We start from the raw sequence: 18,776 nt of genomic DNA, 5'->3' as shown, positions 1-18,776 counted from the left end.
GAGGAAAACACCATGAACGCGAAAGTCTGGCTGGTGGGCGCGGGCCCCGGTGATCCTGAACTGCTGACGCTCAAAGCAGTGCGTGCCTTGCGCGAAGCCGAGGTGGTGCTGATCGACGATCTGGTCAATGAGGCGGTACTTGAGCACTGCCCTGCTGCGCGGATTATCGCGGTCGGCAAACGCGGCGGCTGCCGCTCGACGCCCCAGGCGTTCATCCATCGGCTGATGCTGCGTTATGCGCGTCAGGGCAAATGCGTAGTGCGGCTCAAGGGCGGCGATCCGTGCATTTTCGGGCGTGGGGGTGAGGAAGCTCAGTGGTTGCGCGAGCGCGGGGTCGATGTGGAGCTGGTCAATGGCATCACCGCCGGACTGGCCGGCGCGACCCAGTGTGATATTCCGCTGACGTTACGCGGCGTGGCCCGGGGCGTGACGCTGGTCACGGCTCATACCCAGGACGACAGTCAGTTGAACTGGCGGGCGCTGGCGCAAGGCGGGACGACGCTGGTGATTTACATGGGAGTGGCGAAGCTCGGCGAGATTCGCGAGCAACTGCTGGCGGGCGGTATGGCAGCGGATACGCCGGTGGCGATGATCGAGAATGCCTCGTTGCCAGAGCAGCGCGAATGTCGCAGCAAGCTGACAGCCATGGAAGACGATGCCCTTGGTTTCCAGCTCAAGAGTCCTGCGATTCTGGTCATAGGTGCCGTCGCCGCGGCTGTGACCCAGTTCGACTCGATTAGCTGGCCAGCTGATCGCCTGGCCTGACAATCCCGGTTTCACCAAATCGCAGGCAAAGAAAAGCCCGGCCTAAGCCGGGCTTTTCTCGGAGCGGCAGCTAATTACTTAGCTTGAGCTTCAACCTGCGCTTCTACGCGACGGTTAACAGCACGGCCAGCTTCAGTTTTGTTGTCAGCAACTGGACGGGTTTCGCCGTAGCCAACAGAGTCAACGCGGGACGATTCAACACCGTACTGGTTGGTCAGAACTTGCTTAACGGCGTTTGCACGACGCTCGGACAGTTTCTGGTTGTAAGCGTCAGGACCGACGGAGTCAGTGTGACCTTCAACAGTGGTGCGAGTCGATGGGTACTGCTTCATGAAGTCAGCCAGGTTTTTGATGTCGCCGTAGCTGTTTGGCTTAACAACCGACTTGTCGAAGTCAAACTTCACGTCCAGCTCAACACGAACAACTTCAGCAACTGCTGGGCAGCCATCAGCGTCAACAGTTACGTTGGCTGGGGTGTCCGGGCACTTGTCAACGTTGTCGCAAACGCCGTCGTTGTCGCTGTCGGAGCAGACTTCAGCCGGAGCTGGAACTGGAGCAGCAGCTGGCTTGGAGCCGCCACCGAAGTTCACACCGATACCGACGCTAGGAGCCCACTCGGTGTCGCCCTGGTCGATGTTGTATTGAGCTTCAACGCCAGCACGGGCGTAGAAGTTCTCGGTGAAGTACAGCTTGGCACCGCCGCCAACGTTGGCGAAGGTAGAGCGGTTACGACCGCCAGTGCCGTTCTGACCGATGCTCTGATCGGAGAAACCAGCCGAGACGTATGGACGCAGCATGTCGCCTGGGTTGTTGAAGTGGTACAGAGCATCCAGAGCGGTGTTGGCGCCCTTGATGTTACGACCGTCGTCGGAACGCACGTTGTGCACTTCGTCGTAGCCCAGACGCAGTTCAACGTCGTCGGTCAGGAAGTAACCGACCGAGCCGCCGAACAGGTTGCCGTTGTTCTTGAAGTTACGAGCGCTGTCGAATTGTTCTTTCTTTGCGAAGCCTTCGATTTCAACTGCGCCTTGGCCTTGTGCCAGAGCGCCGAAAGAAGTGGCGGCAATCAAAGAACCAATGGCCAAGCCCAAGGTGTTTTTCAGTTTCATCCGTTAAATCCCCATCTGGTGATTGTGAAGCAGTCCCGCAAACCGGGGGACAACTCGGCGGCAAGTCTATCAGAACTTGCCTACACGTAAGAGATATTTGCGCCGAACTAAGTTTCAGCAATGCCTGCAAATTTCTCACGCAATTTATCAAGAGCGCGTTTGTAACGCATTTTTGTCGCACTCAAACCCATGTGCATGATGTCTGCGATCTCCTGGAACTCCAGCTCTGCGACAAATCGTAGCACCAGAATTTCCCGGTCAATCGGGTTCACATACACCAGCCAGCGATCCAGTCCGCCCTTCTCCTCGGGTTTCGGCGCCTTTTCTTCGGACGCTTCCTCGAGGGGGTCAAGACTCAGTGCGTCCATCAAGCGACGCTTTCGCCGTTCCTTCCGATACTGTGTGATGCATTCGTTGTACGTGATGCTATATAGCCATGTCTTGAACTTCGATTTCCCCTCGAAGTTCTTCAGGCCGTACAGCACCTTCAACATCACCTCCTGACAGACATCGTCCGCGTCGCGATCGTTCCCGAGATATCGCGCACAAACGTTAAATAATGTCCGCTGGTAACGCCGCATCAATTCTTCATACGCGCGCGTCACGTGAAAAAGCTCGGTATGCGAGCGCGCGACCAACTCCTCATCAGAGAGCTCGCGGGGGTCGTAGCGCGTGGATAGCGTTTGGGCTTTATTCAAAACAAGTCGTGCCGACAGTCAGGTCAATGTCCACCGCAGCCAGCGACAGCTGGCATTTTGCGGCGGCATACATTAGCAGGGTTTGCCGGGTTAGCGGCTACTCACATGCTGCTCCAGCAGGATCCGATTGGAGAGAGAGACTAGCTCACCCTCATCGGTCAGCAATGTGGTCTTAACCGTGCCGATCTCTTCGATCTGGCCTTCGACCTCGCCAATACGCACTTGTTGCCCAACCTGATACAACTCACGCACATAGATTCCCGCAAGAATCTGACCGGCAATTTCCCGGCTTCCCAAACCCATGGCCAGCGCAACCGCCAGACCAACGGTAATCAATACGATAACGATCACATGGTTCAGCAGGTCGGTCTTGACCTCCAGCTGACTGATCGCGACCGAAATGCTGATGATGATCACCAGGCCCTGGGCAATTCGCCCAAGTCCTGAAGCGTAGTCCAGGCCTACGCCTTCTGCCGCCCCGCGAACCAGGCCATTGGCCAGTTGCGCAAGAAGGACACCCACCAGCAACACCAGCGCCGCGCCGAACACTTTTGGCAAATACAGCGCGAGCATGTCAAGCGTAGCTGAAACTCGCTCAAGTCCAAGGGATTCTGCTGCCGAAACAAGAAAAATCAGCAGAACGAACCAATACACGATTTTGCCGATCAACGTCGAGATCGGCACTTGCAGCCCCGCACGGGACATCAATTTGGTCAGGCCGGTGCCGCCCATCAGGCGATCGAGGCCCAGTTTGGCCAGCAATTTGGACAGCAAGGTGTCCAGCAGCTTGGCGACGACAAAACCCAACAGCAGCACAACCAGTGCGCCGAACAGGTTCGGAATGAAGTTAGCGACTTTGGTCCACAACGCAGTCATTGCAGTGACGAGGCTCTGAGTCCAGAGATCAAGTTCCATATTCAATCAGCCTTATCAGCAGTGCGAGCGGTAGGTTTACGGAGACGGGAGACCGGCGCGACATGGGCCGAGCCGTTATTCAGGGCGATCATCAGCGCGGGCAGCCAGCGGCCCAGCAGGCTGAACAGATCGCCGGCGCCAACCTGGCGGTTGGCGGTTTTGAGTACGCGGCCCAGGCAGGCATCGTCGTCGCGACCGGACGGCGAGGCGTTGAGCATGTCGCGCAAAGACTGTTCAAACGGATCGTGCATACGCACCTCTCGTGATGTCTGTGAAAGACGCGGGCAAATTTGGTCGGGTCACATGGCGCATCTTCATACCCAGCGCAAACGGCGAAACAACCACCATTGTCCGAACGCCAGGGCGAGCACCGTCAGACAGGCGATCAGGAAACCATAAGGGCTGCTCGAGAACGGAATGCCGCCGACATTGATGCCCAGCAGACCGGTAATAAAACTCATCGGCAAAAAGATGCAGGTGATGATCCCGAAGCGGTACATCGTGCGATTCATGTGCACGCTCAAGCGCCGGTCTTCAGCCTCCAGCACAAGCCCCACGCGCTCTCGGGTCAATTCGAGCTCTTCGAGATAACGGGTCAGGCTGTTGTTCAATTCGTTCCAGTAGTCGGCATCGTCATCGACGAACCACGGCAGTTTTATCCGCGTCAGCTGTCCGAAAATATCCCGCTGCGGTGCCAGAAAACGCTTCAGCCCGGCAGCCCGGCGACGGATGTGCAAAATGGCACCATGCTCGGGGGTATACCGTTCGTCGGCATCCAGTTTTTCTTCCTCTTCATCGACCACTTCGGAGAGGCAAGTCACCAGATCCTGCACCTTGTTGGTGAGGAATTGCGCCAGATAGAGCATCAGTTCGGACGAGGTTTTCGGCCCCTTGCCCTCGCCCAGCATCACCAGCAACTCATCGGTGGCGCGCAATGGACGCAAACGCAGGGAAATCACCCGCTGGGCCGAAGCGAAAATCCGCACCGACACCATGTCTTCCGGCTCGGCACCCGGGTTGAGGTTGACCCCGCGCAAAAACAACAGCAGCTCGGAATCCGGCAGCGGCAACAGGCGTGGTCGGGTGTTTTCTTCCAGCAGCAGATCGCAGGTGAACTCGTTGAGCCCACTGGATTTGCGCAGCCAGGTCTGGGTCTGCGGGTGACTGCGATCCCAATGCAGCCACAAGCTTTCATGAGCCTGCAGCTGCAGATCGTCGAGATCAGTTCGGGCTATCGAACGCGCACCGCCTTTACCGTCCAGCACCAGGGCATGCACCAGCCCCCATTGCGCGTTTTCTTCCTCGAACATCCTCACCCCTGTGGTTACCGCGATTTATTCAGGCATTTTCAGCGGACTTGGCGAGATGATCACGCCATTGTTGTCCGCATAGATGTACTGGCCGGGATGGAAAGTGACACCCGCAAACGTCACCGGCACGTTGAGGTCGCCGATACCGCGCTTGTCGGTTTTCATCGGGTGGCTGGCCAGGGCCTGCACGCCAAGATCGGTCTGGGCGATGACGTCCACATCACGAATGCAGCCGTAGATGACCAGCCCTTCCCAACCGTTTTTCGAGGCTTTCTCGGCGAGCATGTCGCCCAGCAGCGCACGGCGCAGGGAACCGCCACCGTCCACCACCAGCACCTTGCCATTACCCTTGAGCTCGACCTGTTCCTTGACCAGCGAGTTGTCTTCGAAGCACTTGATGGTCACGATCTCGCCGCCGAACGAATCACGGCCGCCGAAATTGCTGAACATCGGGTCCAGCACCTGAACCAGCTCCGGATAGGCGTCGCACAGGTCAGGCGTAAGGTAATGGTTCATCGAATAACTCCTGTAACAAGGAAGACGATCAAGGATGTCGCACTCTTTTGAAACGAGTCCCGGCGGTCGTTGTTTACCTTAGCCCATGTCATGGTCGCTGAACGAACCTGAACACAAGCTGAAACGTAATAGCGAAACAGTCACTAAATATGACCAGAACCGTCCAATGCGTCATATCTTAGCCGCAAGCCGACTCGAACGAAATGCCCTTTTCAGGGCGCCGCGTTCAGACCGCTGCCGCCAGATCCGGCTTCTCGCCAAGCAATGGCGTGTGCTGATCCGCCAGCCAACGCGCCACCAGCGGCCAGACCTCAGCCTGCGCTGCCTTGCTGACCAGCATCTCGACATGCCCGAACTGATCGTTGAAACCCTGTTCACGGCCCAGGTTGATGAACTGCTTGTGCTCGGAGCCGATCTGTTCGAACAGTTTCTGGCACGCCCAGGCCGGATCCTGATGATCGCCCGCCGCGCTCACTGCCAGCACCGGCACCTGCACATCGGCAAGGCCCGCCCACCAATCCTTGTCCTTGTCGCCGAAACGGCCGAACAGTCCATACCAGCGCATGCTTTCCAGCGCCAGGCCGATCGGCTCGTCCTCGGGGCCGCGCTTGAGCCGCGAACCAGACAATTGGGCAAAACGCTTGAGAATGAAGCGCCCGCTCCACTCCACCGGCGGAATTTTCAGCGGCCAGTACGTGCGGCTGACCTGGGTGCCGAAAAACGCCGCCGAGGCCACCGCCGGCTCACCTAGGTATTCGCCGCCCAGCGCGGCCGCCAACGTGATGCCACCCAGCGAGTGGCCGATCCAGTGCGGAATCTGCCCGCTCTGCTCCCGGACGAACGCGGCGATGGCCGGCAGATCGTAACGGGCATAGTCGGCGACGCGGTTGCGGCGGTAGTCCTCGTTGCGCTGGGACAGACCGTGACCGCGCATTTCCGGGATCCACACATCGAAGCCCAGCCGCGTCAAATACGCGCCCAGGCCCAGGCCCTTCGGCGAAAACCAGAAGCGCCGGTTGGAGAAACTGCCGTGCAGCAAGATCACCGGCACGCCGCGCGACGCCGGCTCATCCGCCATGCCGAGACGGGTCACCGCGATTTCCACGGACCAGTCAGGGCTGTTGCCCGGTTTCAAACGGTAAACGTCTTCGCTCAGATCACCGCGTCGTTCGGCGCTGATCAGGGCGACAGGAAATAGGTTGCTGCTGCTTTGCATAATGCTCTTGCACAAAAAAGGGCGGCATCCGGAGAGCTCGCCCTACTTCAATCTTAAAGCCCCGACCCGGTTCAACGGGCCGGAGCTTCATTCACGGCTTATTCCGCCGCCTGGCCTTCGGCAAGGAAGAACCAGGTTTCCAGCACGGTGTCCGGGTTCAGCGACACGCTTTCGATGCCCTGCTCCATCAGCCACTTGGCCAGGTCAGGGTGGTCCGAAGGACCCTGACCGCAGATGCCGATGTACTTGCCGGCCTTGTTGCACGCAGCAATCGCGTTGGCCAACAGCTTCTTGACCGCCGGATTACGCTCGTCGAACAGGTGCGCAATGATCCCGGAGTCACGGTCCAGACCCAGTGTCAGCTGAGTCAGGTCGTTGGAGCCGATCGAGAAACCGTCGAAGAATTCGAGGAACTCTTCAGCCAGGATCGCGTTGGATGGCAGTTCGCACATCATGATCACGCGCAGACCGTTTTCGCCACGCTTGAGGCCATTCTCGGCCAGCAGATCCACAACCTGGCTGGCTTCGCCGAGGGTACGGACGAACGGCACCATGATTTCGACGTTGGTCAGGCCCATCTCGTTGCGTACGCGTTTCAGCGCACGGCACTCGAGTTCGAAGCAGTCACGGAACGATTCGCTGATGTAACGCGACGCGCCACGGAAGCCCAGCATCGGGTTTTCTTCTTCCGGCTCGTAGAGTTTGCCGCCGATCAGGTTGGCGTACTCGTTGGACTTGAAGTCCGACAGACGCACGATGACCTTCTTCGGTGCGAACGCAGCGGCCAGGGTGCTGATGCCTTCAACCAGCTTCTCGACATAGAAGCCGACCGGATCGTCGTAACCGGCGATGCGCTTGTCGACGCTTTCCTTGATGTCCTGTGGCAGGCCGTCGTAGTTCAACAGCGCTTTCGGGTGAACACCGATCATGCGGTTGATGATGAATTCCAGACGGGCCAGGCCCACACCGGCGTTCGGCAGTTGCGCGAAGTCGAAGGCGCGGTCCGGGTTGCCGACGTTCATCATGATCTTGAACGGCAGCTCCGGCATGGCGTCGACGGAGTTCTTCTTGATGTCGAAACCCAGTTCGCCTTCGAAGATGTAACCGGTGTCGCCTTCGGCACAGGACACGGTCACGCCCTGGCCATCCTTCAGCAGTTGGGTGGCGTTGCCGCAACCGACAACAGCAGGAATACCCAGCTCACGAGCAATGATCGCCGCGTGGCAGGTACGGCCGCCACGGTTGGTGACGATGGCGCTGGCGCGCTTCATGACCGGTTCCCAGTCCGGGTCGGTCATGTCGGAGACCAGTACGTCGCCCGGCTGAACCTTGTCCATCTCGGAGACGTCCTTGATGATCCGCACCTTGCCGGCGCCGATGCGCTGGCCAATGGCACGGCCTTCCACCAGCACGGTGCCGGTTTCTTTCAACAGGTAACGTTCCATGACGTTGGCCTGGGTGCGGCTCTTCACGGTTTCCGGACGGGCCTGCACGATGTACAGCTTGCCGTCGTCACCGTCTTTGGCCCACTCGATGTCCATCGGGCAGCCATAGTGCTTCTCGATGATCATCGCCTGCTTGGCCAGCTCGCTGACTTCAGCGTCGGTCAGGCAGAAACGCGCGCGTTCGGCCTTGTCGACATCAACGGTTTTCACGGAACGACCGGCCTTGGCCTCGTCGCCGTAGATCATCTTGATGGCCTTGCTGCCCAGGTTGCGACGCAGGATCGCCGGGCGACCGGCTGCCAGCGTGCCCTTGTGGACATAGAATTCGTCCGGGTTCACCGCGCCTTGTACGACGGTTTCGCCCAGGCCGTAGGCGCCGGTGATGAACACCACGTCACGGAAGCCGGATTCGGTATCGAGGGTGAACATCACGCCGGCAGTACCGGTTTCCGAACGCACCATGCGCTGCACGCCAGCGGACAGGGCGACCAGTTTGTGGTCGAAGCCCTGGTGCACGCGGTAGGAAATGGCACGGTCGTTGAACAGGGAAGCGAACACTTCCTTGGCCGCGCGGATGACGTTTTCCACGCCACGGATGTTCAGGAAGGTTTCCTGCTGACCGGCGAACGAAGCGTCCGGCAAGTCTTCGGCGGTGGCGGAGGAACGCACGGCCACGGCGACGTCAGGATTGCCGGCCGACAGCGCGGCGAACGCGGTGCGGATCTCGGTGTTCAGTTTTTCAGGGAATTCGGCTTCCATGATCCATTGGCGGATCTGGGCGCCGGTCTTGGCCAAGGCATTGACGTCATCGACGTCCAGCGCATCGAGGGCCTTGTGGATCTGATCGTTCAGACCGCTCAGTTCCAGGAAGTCGCGATAGGCTTGCGCCGTGGTGGCGAAGCCGCCGGGGACCGAAACACCGGCACCGGCCAGGTTACTGATCATCTCGCCCAGGGATGCGTTCTTGCCCCCCACATGCTCAACATCGTGTTTGCCGAGCTTATCGAGGGAAACTACGTACTCTACCAAGGTGATCTCTCCACTAACTGTGTTGGAAAAGCTCAGAAACCGGCGGCTCGGGGGAGCGTTGGCCGGCTGTATGGCCTGGACCTGGAAAATAAGTGAGAATGCGGGCCAATGGCGGCCGGCAAATCGCGCCTATCATATCCAGAAATACTCATTAGCTTAAGGCCCAAGGTGCAAATGAAACGATCTGCTTTCTTTATCTCCGATGGCACCGGCATCACCGCCGAAACCCTGGGTCAAAGCCTTCTGGCGCAGTTCGAAAACATTACCTTCAGCAAATTCACGCGGCCGTACATCGACAGCGTTGAAAAAGCGCGGGCCATGGTACAACAAATCAACAAAGCCGCTGAAACCGACGGTTTCCGGCCGATCATCTTCGACACCATCGTCAATCAGGACATTCGTGAGATTCTCGCAACCTCCAATGGTTTCATGATCGACATCTTCTCGACGTTCCTCGCCCCGCTCGAGCAGGAACTGACCGAGCATTCCTCCTACACCGTCGGCAAGTCCCACTCCATCGGTCACAACTCCAATTACATGGAGCGGATCGAGGCGGTGAACTTCGCCCTCGACAACGACGATGGCGCCCGCACCCACTATTACGACAAGGCCGACCTGATACTAGTGGGCGTGTCGCGTTGTGGTAAGACGCCGACGTGCCTGTACATGGCGATGCAGTTCGGCATCCGCGCGGCCAACTACCCGCTGACCGAAGACGACATGGAACGCCTGCAACTGCCGGCCGCCCTGCGCGCCCACCAGCACAAGCTGTTCGGCCTGACCATCGACCCGGACCGCCTCACCGCGATCCGCAACGAACGCAAGCCCAACAGCCGCTATTCGAGCTACGCCCAGTGCGAGTTCGAAGTGCGCGAGGTGGAAAACCTGTTCCGCCGCGAGAACATCCCGAACATCAACTCCACGCATTTCTCGGTAGAAGAAATTTCCGCGAAGATCCTCGTGGAAAAAGGCGTGGAGCGGCGCTTCAAATAACAAACAAATCGACAAACCGGTTCACCGGCGTGGTTTCAAGCCGCGTCTGATCCTTGCACAGCGCAAGAATCTCCCCGCTGCGCTGCCCGGTGAAACGGGTGGCCAGATTTGCCCTGAACTTGTCCTCCAGCAATGGAATGCCCTCGGCGCGACGCCGGCGATGGCCAATCGGGTATTCCACCACCACGTTCTCCGTGCTCGAACCGTCCTTGAAAAACACCTGCACCGCGTTGGCAATCGAGCGTTTGTCGGCCTCCAGGTATTCACGGGTGAAGCGCGGGTCCTCGACGATGACCATTTTCTCGCGCAGCACATCGATGACCGGATGGGCCTTGTGGAAATCGTCTTCGTACTGCTCGGCCACCAGATTGCCGAACGCCAGCGGCACGGCGGTCATGTACTGGAGGCAGTGATCACGGTCGGCGGCGTTGGCCAGCGGCCCGACCTTGGAAATGATGCGGATCGCCGATTCGTGGGTGGTGATGACGATCCGGTCGATTTCATGCAGACGATTGCGCACTTGCGGGTGCAGGGTCACGGCGGCTTCGCAGGCGGTTTGCGCGTGGAATTCGGCGGGAAAGCTGATTTTGAACAGCACGTTTTCCATCACGTAACTGCCGAACGGTCGGGAAAAACTGAAGGCGCGCTTGTCTTCGGGCTTGAGCGCCAGATCGTTGTTGGTGTGGCTGAACAAAACGTCGTAAAAGCCCCATTGTTTGGCACTCAAGACGCCGGGAATTCCCATTTCGCCGCGCATCGCGATATCCGCCAGCCGCACGCCCCGGCTCGATGCATCCCCCGCCGCCCAGGATTTGCGTGAACCGGTGTTCGGCGCATGGCGGTACGTGCGCAATGCCTGGCCGTCGGCGAACGCGTGGGACAACGCCGATAACAGCTGCTCACGGTTGGCGCCCATCAGTTTGGCGGTCACGGCAGTCGAGGCCACCTTCACCAGAATGACGTGGTCGAGACCTACGCGATTGAACGAGTTTTCCAGCGCGATCACGCCCTGGATTTCGTGGGCCATGATCATCGCTTCGAGTACATCGCGCACCGTCAGCGGCGTTTCACCATTTGCCAGACGCTTTTGCGACAGGTGATCGGCCACCGCGAGAATCCCGCCGAGGTTGTCCGACGGATGCCCCCATTCGGCGGCGAGCCAAGTGTCGTTGTAATCGAGCCAGCGCACGATGCAGCCGATGTCCCACGCGGCTTTGATTGGGTCGAGGCGATAGGACGTGCCTGGAACTCGGGCGCCGAATGGGACGACGGTGCCTTCGACGATTGGGCCAAGGTGTTTGGTGCACTCGGGGAAACGCAGAGCCAGCAGGCCGCAGCCGAGGGTGTCCATCAGGCAGTTGCGGGCGGTGTCGAGGGCTTCGGCGGATGTGATTTTGTAGCTGAGGACGTAATCGGCGATGTCCTGCAGGACACGGTCGTAGTCGGGGCGGTTGTTCAGGTCGACGTTGGCGCTCATTGCGGTTCTCCTGGGTGGGGAATGATGAGTGGTGGGGTCTTCCTCAGGGGGCTGGTTGGTTTTTTTGTTTAGAGCAGATCGTGGGTGTCTGCTTTGGGGTGTTTCTTCAGTTGGATTGTTGCCCTCACCCTAGCCCTCTCCCGGAGGGAGAGGGGACCGAATGGGGGATATTCAAGCGTTACGCCGACCTGAACGTCTTTCTGTGAATCCATAATCGCCAAGATGCTTCAGGTCGCAGGACATCTAATTACAACTCGGTCAGCCCCCTCTCCCTCCGGGAGAGGGCTGGGGTGAGGGTAGGCTCTTGATCTTAAAAAGAGTCGCCAGGAACGCGCACGTAACCTTCCATCAGGACGCGTGCACTACGGCTCATGATCGCTTTCTTCACGATCCACTCACCGTTTTCCAGACTCGCTTCAGCCCCGACACGCAACGTCCCGGACGGATGCCCGAACCGCACCGCATTGCGCTCCACACCACCAGCCGCCAGATTCACCAAAGTGCCGGAAATCGCCGCCGCCGTACCAATCGCCACCGCCGCCGTCCCCATCATCGCGTGGTGCAGCTTGCCCATCGACAACGCCCGCACCAGCAAATCCACATCCCCAGCGCCAATGGCTTTGCCACTGGATGCCACGTAATCCGCAGGTTTGGCAACGAACGCCACTTTCGGCGTGTGCTGACGCTTGGCCGCTTCATCCAGACTGGAAATCAGCCCCATGCGCAAAGCACCGTAGGCACGAATGGTCTCAAACATCTGCAACGCTTTCGGATCGCTGTTGATCGCGCTCTGCAGCTCGGTGCCGGTGTAACCGATGTCTTCGGCGTTAACGAAGATCGTCGGGATACCCGCGTTGATCATGGTCGCCTTGAACGTGCCGACGCCCGGCACTTCCAGCTCGTCGATCAGGTTGCCGGTGGGGAACATCGAACCGCCGCCGCCCTCTTCTTCCGCCGCCGGGTCCATGAATTCGACCTGTACTTCGGCGGCCGGAAAGGTCACGCCGTCGAGTTCGAAATCACCGGTTTCCTGGACTTCGCCGTTGGTGATCGGCACGTGGGCAATGATCGTTTTACCGATATTGGCCTGCCACACGCGAACCACCGCCACACCGTTGTGCGGAATGCGGCTGGCGTCCACCAGACCGTTGCTGATGGCGAACGAACCGACTGCCGCCGACAGGTTGCCGCAGTTGCCGCTCCAGTCCACGAACGGCTTGTCGATCGACACCTGACCGAACAGGTAATCGACGTCGTGATCGGCCTTGATGCTTTTCGACAGGATCACGGTTTTGCTGGTGCTCGAGGTGGCGCCGCCCATGCCGTCGATCTGCTTGTCGTACGGATCGGGGCTGCCGATGACCCGCAGCAACAGCGCATCACGGGCCGGGCCGGGAATCTGCGCCGCTTCGGGCAGATCCTTGAGGCTGAAAAACACGCCTTTGCTGGTGCCGCCACGCATGTAGGTAGCGGGGATTTTGATCTGCGGTGCGAAATTAGCTGCGTGAGCCATGGTGCTCCTTAACGAAGGCATGGGACTTGAAGTCCCATGCCCACATCAGTTGATTTAAACGGCAACCGCCGACTCTTCGAGGAAGTCCTGAGCGAAGCGCTGCAACACGCCGCCGGCCTCGTAGATCGACACTTCTTCAGCGGTGTCGAGGCGGCAGGTCACCGGCACCTCGACGCGTTCGCCGTTCTTGCGATGGATTACCAGCGTCAGGTCGGCGCGCGGCGTGCGCTCACCGATCACGTCATAGGTTTCGCTGCCGTCGATGCCCAGGGTCTTGCGGTCGGTGCCCGGTTTGAATTCCAGCGGCAACACGCCCATGCCCACCAGGTTGGTGCGGTGGATACGTTCGAAACCTTCAGCGGCGATCGCTTCCACACCCGCCAGCCGCACGCCTTTGGCCGCCCAGTCGCGGGATGAACCCTGACCGTAGTCGGCACCGGCGATAATGATCAGCGGCTGCTTGCGCTCCATGTAGGTCTCGATGGCTTCCCACATGCGCATCACTTGGCCTTCCGGCTCGACACGGGCCAGCGAACCCTGCTTGACCTTGCCGTTTTCCACGACCATTTCGTTGAACAGTTTCGGGTTGGCAAACGTTGCGCGCTGCGCGGTCAAGTGGTCGCCCCGGTGAGTCGCGTAGGAGTTGAAGTCCTCTTCCGGCAGGCCCATTTTCGCCAGGTATTCGCCGGCGGCGCTGTCGAGCATGATCGCGTTCGACGGCGACAGGTGATCAGTGGTGATGTTGTCCGGCAGCACCGCCAGCGGGCGCATGCCCTTGAGCGGTCGCGCCCCGGCCAGCGCGCCTTCCCAGTACGGCGGACGGCGGATGTAGGTGCTCATCTCGCGCCAGTCGTACAGCGGCGTGACTTTCGGGCCGGTGTCTTCATGGATGGCGAACATCGGGATGTAGACCTGACGGAACTGCTCGGGCTTGACCGAGGATTTCACCACCGCGTCGATTTCTTCGTCGCTCGGCCAGATGTCTTTCAGGCGAACTTCCTTGCCGTCGACCACGCCCAGCACGTCTTTTTCAATGTCGAAACGAATAGTTCCGGCAATCGCGTAGGCCACCACCAGCGGCGGCGAAGCGAGGAACGCCTGCTTGGCGTACGGGTGAATCCGGCCGTCGAAGTTGCGGTTGCCGGACAGCACAGCGGTGGCGTACAGGTCGCGGTCGATGATCTCTTGCTGGATCACCGGATCCAGCGCGCCGGACATGCCGTTGCAGGTGGTGCAGGCAAACGCGACGACGCCGAAACCGAGCTGCTCCAGCTCCGTGGTCAGCCCCGCTTCATCGAGGTACAGCGCCACGGTTTTCGAACCCGGCGCCAGCGACGACTTGACCCACGGCTTGCGGGTCAGCCCGAGCTTGTTGGCGTTGCGCGCCAGCAGGCCGGCGGCGATCACGTTGCGCGGGTTGCTGGTGTTTGTGCAGCTGGTGATGGCCGCGATGATCACCGCGCCGTCAGGCATTTGCCCCGGCACGTCTTCCCACTGGCCGACGATGCCTTTGGCCGCCAGATCCGACACCGCCACACGAGCGTGCGGGTTGCTCGGGCCGGCCATGTTGCGCACCACCGAAGACAGATCGAAGGTCAGGCCACGCTCGTATTGCGCGCCTTTCAGGCTGTCGGCCCACAGGCCGATCTGCTTGGCGTATTGCTCGACCAGTTGCACTTGCTGGTCTTCGCGACCAGTGAGCTTCAGATAATCGATGGTCTGCTGGTCGATGTAGAACATCGCCGCCGTGGCGCCGTATTCCGGGGCCATGTTGGAGATGGTCGCGCGGTCGCCGAGGGTCAGCGCGGAAGCACCTTCACCGAAGAACTCCAGCCACGCGCCGACCACTTTCTGTTTGCGCAGGTATTCGGTCAGCGCCAGCACCATGTCGGTGGCGGTAATGCCCGGTTGCAGCTTGCCGGTCAGTTCGACGCCGACGCTTTCCGGCAGGCGCATCCACGACGCGCGGCCGAGCATCACGCTCTCGGCTTCCAGACCACCGACGCCGATGGCGATCACGCCCAGCGCATCGACGTGCGGGGTGTGGCTGTCGGTGCCGACGCAGGTATCCGGGAATGCCACGCCGTCGCGCACCTGGATCACCGGAGACATTTTCTCCAGGTTGATCTGGTGCATGATGCCGTTGCCCGGCGGGATCACGTCGACGTTCTTGAACGCCTTTTTGGTCCAGTTGATGAAGTGGAAACGGTCTTCGTTGCGACGGTCTTCGATGGCGCGGTTCTTCTCGAACGCCTGGGCGTCAAAACCGCCCGCTTCAACCGCCAGCGAGTGGTCGACGATCAGTTGCGTCGGCACCACCGGGTTGACCTGCGCCGGGTCGCCGCCCTGCTGGGCAATCGCGTCGCGCAGGCCGGCCAGATCCACCAGCGCGGTCTGGCCGAGAATGTCGTGGCACACCACGCGAGCCGGGAACCACGGGAAGTCGAGGTCGCGTTTGCGCTCGATCAGTTGTTTCAGGGAATCGGTGAGCGTGGCCGGGTCGCAGCGACGCACGAGGTTTTCCGCCAGCACGCGAGAGGTGTACGGCAGGGTGTCGTAGCTGCCGGGCTGGATCGCATCGACAGCCGCGCGGACGTCGAAAAAGTCCAGCGGCGTGCCGGGCAGGTTCTTGCGAAATTCTGTGTTCATCGGTCAGGACTCGGTCACGGTAGTTTCAAAGAGGGGGCGCCTGTGCCGGCGCCCTCCCCGGTCAGCGCTGTTCGATGGGCACGAACTTGCGCTGTTCGACGCCGGTGTACTCGGCGCTTGGACGGATGATGCGGTTGTTGGCGCGCTGTTCGAACACGTGCGCTGCCCAGCCGGTCAGGCGCGAGCAGACGAAGATCGGGGTGAACAGCTTGGTCGGGATGCCCATGAAGTGGTACGCCGAGGCATGGTAGAAGTCGGCGTTGGGGAACAGTTTCTTTTGCTCCCACATGGTCTTGTCGATGGCTTCCGAAACCGCGAACAGCACCTTGTCGCCCACTTCGTCGGCGAGTTTTTTCGACCAGCCCTTGATCACCTCGTTGCGCGGATCGCTGTCCTTATAGATCGCGTGGCCGAAGCCCATGATCTTGTCCTTGCGTTCGAGCATGCCGAGGGTGCCTTTGATCGCCTCTTCCGGCGACGAGAAGCGCTCGATCATTTCCATCGCCGCTTCGTTGGCGCCACCGTGCAGTGGGCCGCGCAACGAGCCGATGGCCGCCGTGACGCAGGAATACAGATCTGACAGGGTCGAAGCACACACCCGAGCGGTAAAGGTCGAGGCGTTGAATTCGTGCTCGGCGTAGAGGATCAGCGACACGTTCATCACTTTGACGTGCAGTTCGCTCGGCTTCTTGTCGTGCAGCAGGTGCAGGAAGTGGCCGCCGATGGACTGCTCGTCCGTTACGCAATTAATGCGTTTGCCGTCGTGGCTGAAGCGATACCAGTAGCACATGATCGCCGGGAACGCGGCCAGCAGGCGGTCGGTCTTGTCGCGTTGCTCGGAGAAATCTTTCTCCGGCTCGATGTTGCCCAGGAACGAGCAACCGGTGCGCATCACGTCCATCGGGTGGGCGTCGGCGGGGATGCGTTCCAGCACTTCTTTCAGCGCTTGCGGCAGGTCGCGCAGCTTGCCGAGTTTGTTCTGGTAGTCGGCGAGCTGTGCCTTGGTCGGCAGTTCTCCGTAGAGCAGCAAGTACGCCACTTCTTCAAATTGTGCGTCTGCCGCCAGTTCGCGCACGTCGTAGCCGCGATAGGTCAGCCCGGCACCGGCCTGGCCCACGGTGGACAGTGCGGTTTGCCCGGCAACCTGGCCCCGGAGCCCGGCGCCACTGAGTACTTTTGCTTCGGCCATTGTTGTCTCCAATCTTGAATTTATTAGGGAGTACGGTTGCGGCTTACTTCTTCGCCGCAAACAACGCGTCGAGCTTCTGCTCGAAGGTGTGGTAATCGATGCGATCGTAGAGCTCCATGCGAGTCTGCATGGTGTCGATGACATTCTGCTGAGTGCCGTCGCGGCGGATCGCGGTGTAGACGTTTTCCGCAGCCTTGTTCATCGCGCGGAACGCCGACAGCGGGTACAGCACCAGCGACACATCGGCGCCGGCCAGTTGCTCGGTGGTGTACAGCGGCGTCGAGCCGAATTCGGTGATGTTGGCCAGGATCGGCGCTTTCACACGGCTGGCGAACAACTTGTACATCTCGAGTTCAGTGATGGCTTCCGGGAAGATCATGTCGGCGCCGGCCTCGATGCACGCAGCGGCGCGATCCAGTGCCGATTCCAGACCTTCAACGGCCAGGGCGTCGGTGCGGGCCATGATCACGAAACTGTCGTCGGTGCGGGCATCGACGGCAGCCTTGATGCGGTCGACCATTTCCTGCTGGGTCACGATTTCTTTATTAGGGCGGTGACCGCAGCGTTTGGCGCCGACCTGGTCTTCGATGTGAATCGCCGCCGCGCCGAACTTGATCATCGACTTGACGGTGCGGGCCACGTTGAACGCCGAAGCGCCGAAACCGGTGTCCACGTCCACCAGCAGCGGCAGGTCGCAGACGTCGGTGATGCGGCGCACGTCGGTCAGCACGTCATCCAGGCCGGTGATGCCCAGGTCCGGCACGCCGAGGGAGCCGGCAGCCACCCCGCCACCCGACAGGTAGATCGCCTTGAAACCGGCGCGCTTGGCCAGCAGCGCGTGGTTGGCGTTGATCGCCCCGACCACTTGCAGCGGATGTTCGCTGGCGACCGCATCGCGGAAACGCTGGCCTGGAGTGCTCTTGTTGGAACTCATGACTCACCTCGTTCAGTGGCTGTCTTATTGTCGGCGCCGTCCTGGTAGTGACGGGCGATGTTGCGTTTCGAGGCGCCGATGTGACGGCGCATCAACAATTCCGCGAGCTCGCCGTCACGGTCGGCGATGGCATCGAGAATCCGGTGGTGTTCGGCAAAGGCCTGGCGCGGGCGGTTGGGCGTGGTGGAAAACTGGATGCGGTACATGCGCACCAGTTGATAGAGCTCGCCGCAGAGCATTTGCGTGAGGGTGCGGTTGCCGCTGCCCTGGATGATCCGGTAGTGAAAGTCGAAATCGCCTTCCTGCTGGTAGTAGCCGACACCGGCCTGGAAGGCTGCATCGCGTTCATGGGTTTCCAGCACCCGGCGCAGTTCGTCGATTTCTTCGACGCTCATGCGTTCGGCCGCCAGACGGCAGGCCATGCCTTCGAGGGATTCACGGATTTCGTAGAGTTCGAGCAATTCGGCGTGGCTCAGCGACACCACCCGCGCACCGACGTGCGGTACGCGCACCAGCAGGCGCTGGCCTTCCAGCCGGTGGATCGCCTCGCGCAGCGGCCCGCGGCTGATGCCGTAGGTGCGCGCCAGTTCCGGCTCGGAGATCTTGCTGCCCGGGGCGATCTCGCCTTTGACGATAGCCGCCTGGATGCGCCGGAAGACGTTTTCCGAGAGCGTCTCGGAATCGTCGCCGTTGATCACCGGGGGATCGAGTTGATCCAGCATATTGTCGACACCTTCAAATCCAATGCGGCAAAAACTAGCGAATCAGCCCGCACCAGTCAAAGGATAAATACAGATTGTCGACAATCGTCTAATAAGCCTCCGTATCAGCCCCAAGGGTTATAGACCGGTCCCGGCGCTGGCGCCATAAAACCACCGTGCTAGAATGCCGCCCGCATTTGCGAGTCATTTGCACGGCTTGTCATAAAAAGCTGATAGGCACACGAAGGCGCATGGGCAGACAGGATTTCCTGATGCCATGGCCCTGAACCGAGAACGGAACGCTGCTCGCCAGGATT

At 60.2% G+C, this 18,776-nt stretch carries 16 protein-coding genes; 2 read left to right on the top strand and 14 right to left on the bottom strand.

Going from position 1 to position 18,776, the window contains the following annotated elements; genetic code table 11:
* The first annotated feature begins 12 nt into the window (after positions 1-12).
* A complete protein-coding gene (gene cobA / locus ABFB52_RS10225; RefSeq protein ID WP_129974110.1) occupies positions 13-765 on the top strand; it encodes a uroporphyrinogen-III C-methyltransferase in 753 nt (250 codons plus the stop codon).
* A gap of 74 nt (positions 766-839) precedes the next feature.
* Here the strand turns inward: cobA and ABFB52_RS10220 are convergent, their stop codons facing one another.
* From ABFB52_RS10220 to ppsA, 8 genes are all read right to left on the bottom strand, one after another.
* Entirely contained in the window at positions 840-1,874 is a 1,035-nt protein-coding gene (locus tag ABFB52_RS10220; RefSeq protein WP_085747909.1) for an OmpA family protein, read from the bottom strand.
* A 107-nt stretch (positions 1,875-1,981) separates the two neighbouring features.
* Positions 1,982-2,572, bottom strand: a complete 591-nt coding sequence (gene sigX / locus ABFB52_RS10215) for an RNA polymerase sigma factor SigX (protein ID WP_011333251.1) — start codon at positions 2,570-2,572, stop codon at positions 1,982-1,984.
* Between the two features lie 90 nt (positions 2,573-2,662).
* Positions 2,663-3,487 carry a mechanosensitive ion channel domain-containing protein gene (locus ABFB52_RS10210; protein ID WP_007951987.1) on the bottom strand — a complete coding sequence of 275 codons (825 nt, stop codon included), beginning with the start codon at positions 3,485-3,487 and terminating at the stop codon, positions 2,663-2,665.
* 2 nt (positions 3,488-3,489) lie between these two features.
* Positions 3,490-3,738, bottom strand: a complete 249-nt coding sequence (locus ABFB52_RS10205; RefSeq protein ID WP_085700244.1) for a CrfX protein — start codon at positions 3,736-3,738, stop codon at positions 3,490-3,492.
* 63 nt (positions 3,739-3,801) lie between these two features.
* On the bottom strand, positions 3,802-4,797 hold the full coding sequence (locus ABFB52_RS10200) for a zinc transporter ZntB (protein WP_011333249.1): 996 nt from the start codon (positions 4,795-4,797) through the stop codon (positions 3,802-3,804).
* Between the two features lie 24 nt (positions 4,798-4,821).
* Positions 4,822-5,313: a ribonuclease E activity regulator RraA gene (gene rraA / locus ABFB52_RS10195; protein WP_007951984.1), complete on the bottom strand. Its 492-nt coding sequence runs from the start codon at positions 5,311-5,313 to the stop codon at positions 4,822-4,824.
* Positions 5,314-5,539: 226 nt separating this feature from the next.
* On the bottom strand, positions 5,540-6,529 hold the full coding sequence (locus ABFB52_RS10190) for an alpha/beta fold hydrolase (RefSeq protein WP_007951983.1): 990 nt from the start codon (positions 6,527-6,529) through the stop codon (positions 5,540-5,542).
* Positions 6,530-6,627: 98 nt separating this feature from the next.
* Complete coding sequence (gene ppsA, locus ABFB52_RS10185; RefSeq protein ID WP_085747910.1) at positions 6,628-9,003, bottom strand: phosphoenolpyruvate synthase; 2,376 nt, start codon at positions 9,001-9,003, stop codon at positions 6,628-6,630.
* Between the two features lie 174 nt (positions 9,004-9,177).
* On the opposite strand from ppsA, the gene ABFB52_RS10180 reads away from it, so the two are divergent.
* Complete coding sequence (locus tag ABFB52_RS10180) at positions 9,178-9,996, top strand: pyruvate, water dikinase regulatory protein (RefSeq protein ID WP_007951980.1); 819 nt, start codon at positions 9,178-9,180, stop codon at positions 9,994-9,996.
* On the opposite strand, the gene prpD is transcribed toward ABFB52_RS10180, so the two are convergent.
* The 6 genes from prpD to ABFB52_RS10150 all read right to left on the bottom strand — a co-directional run bounded on the left by prpD (position 9,989) and on the right by ABFB52_RS10150 (position 18,477).
* Positions 9,989-11,473 carry a 2-methylcitrate dehydratase gene (gene prpD / locus ABFB52_RS10175; RefSeq protein ID WP_129974109.1) on the bottom strand — a complete coding sequence of 495 codons (1,485 nt, stop codon included), beginning with the start codon at positions 11,471-11,473 and terminating at the stop codon, positions 9,989-9,991. The genes ABFB52_RS10180 and prpD overlap by 8 nt on opposite strands.
* 310 nt (positions 11,474-11,783) lie before the next feature.
* Entirely contained in the window at positions 11,784-12,986 is a 1,203-nt protein-coding gene (gene prpF, locus ABFB52_RS10170) for a 2-methylaconitate cis-trans isomerase PrpF (RefSeq protein ID WP_129974108.1), read from the bottom strand.
* 54 nt (positions 12,987-13,040) lie between these two features.
* The gene (gene acnD / locus ABFB52_RS10165) at positions 13,041-15,635 is read right to left on the bottom strand and encodes a Fe/S-dependent 2-methylisocitrate dehydratase AcnD (RefSeq protein ID WP_129974107.1); all 2,595 of its coding nucleotides are present in this window, start codon (positions 15,633-15,635) and stop codon (positions 13,041-13,043) included.
* Positions 15,636-15,696: 61 nt separating this feature from the next.
* Complete coding sequence (gene prpC / locus ABFB52_RS10160; RefSeq protein WP_129974106.1) at positions 15,697-16,824, bottom strand: 2-methylcitrate synthase; 1,128 nt, start codon at positions 16,822-16,824, stop codon at positions 15,697-15,699.
* Between the two features lie 43 nt (positions 16,825-16,867).
* Positions 16,868-17,758: a methylisocitrate lyase gene (gene prpB / locus ABFB52_RS10155; protein WP_007951973.1), complete on the bottom strand. Its 891-nt coding sequence runs from the start codon at positions 17,756-17,758 to the stop codon at positions 16,868-16,870.
* A complete protein-coding gene (locus tag ABFB52_RS10150; RefSeq protein ID WP_173892848.1) occupies positions 17,755-18,477 on the bottom strand; it encodes a GntR family transcriptional regulator in 723 nt (240 codons plus the stop codon). Before ABFB52_RS10150 ends, prpB begins: the two co-directional genes overlap by 4 nt.
* Positions 18,478-18,776 lie beyond the last annotated feature (299 nt).

The sequence above is a fragment of the Pseudomonas sp. 9.2(2024) genome (assembly GCF_039695385.1).
In the GTDB taxonomy this organism is placed as follows: Bacteria; Pseudomonadota; Gammaproteobacteria; order Pseudomonadales; family Pseudomonadaceae; genus Aquipseudomonas; species Aquipseudomonas paraglycinae.
Note: the sequence above shows the minus strand (reverse complement) of the source record. Positions and strands in the feature narration are given on the sequence as shown.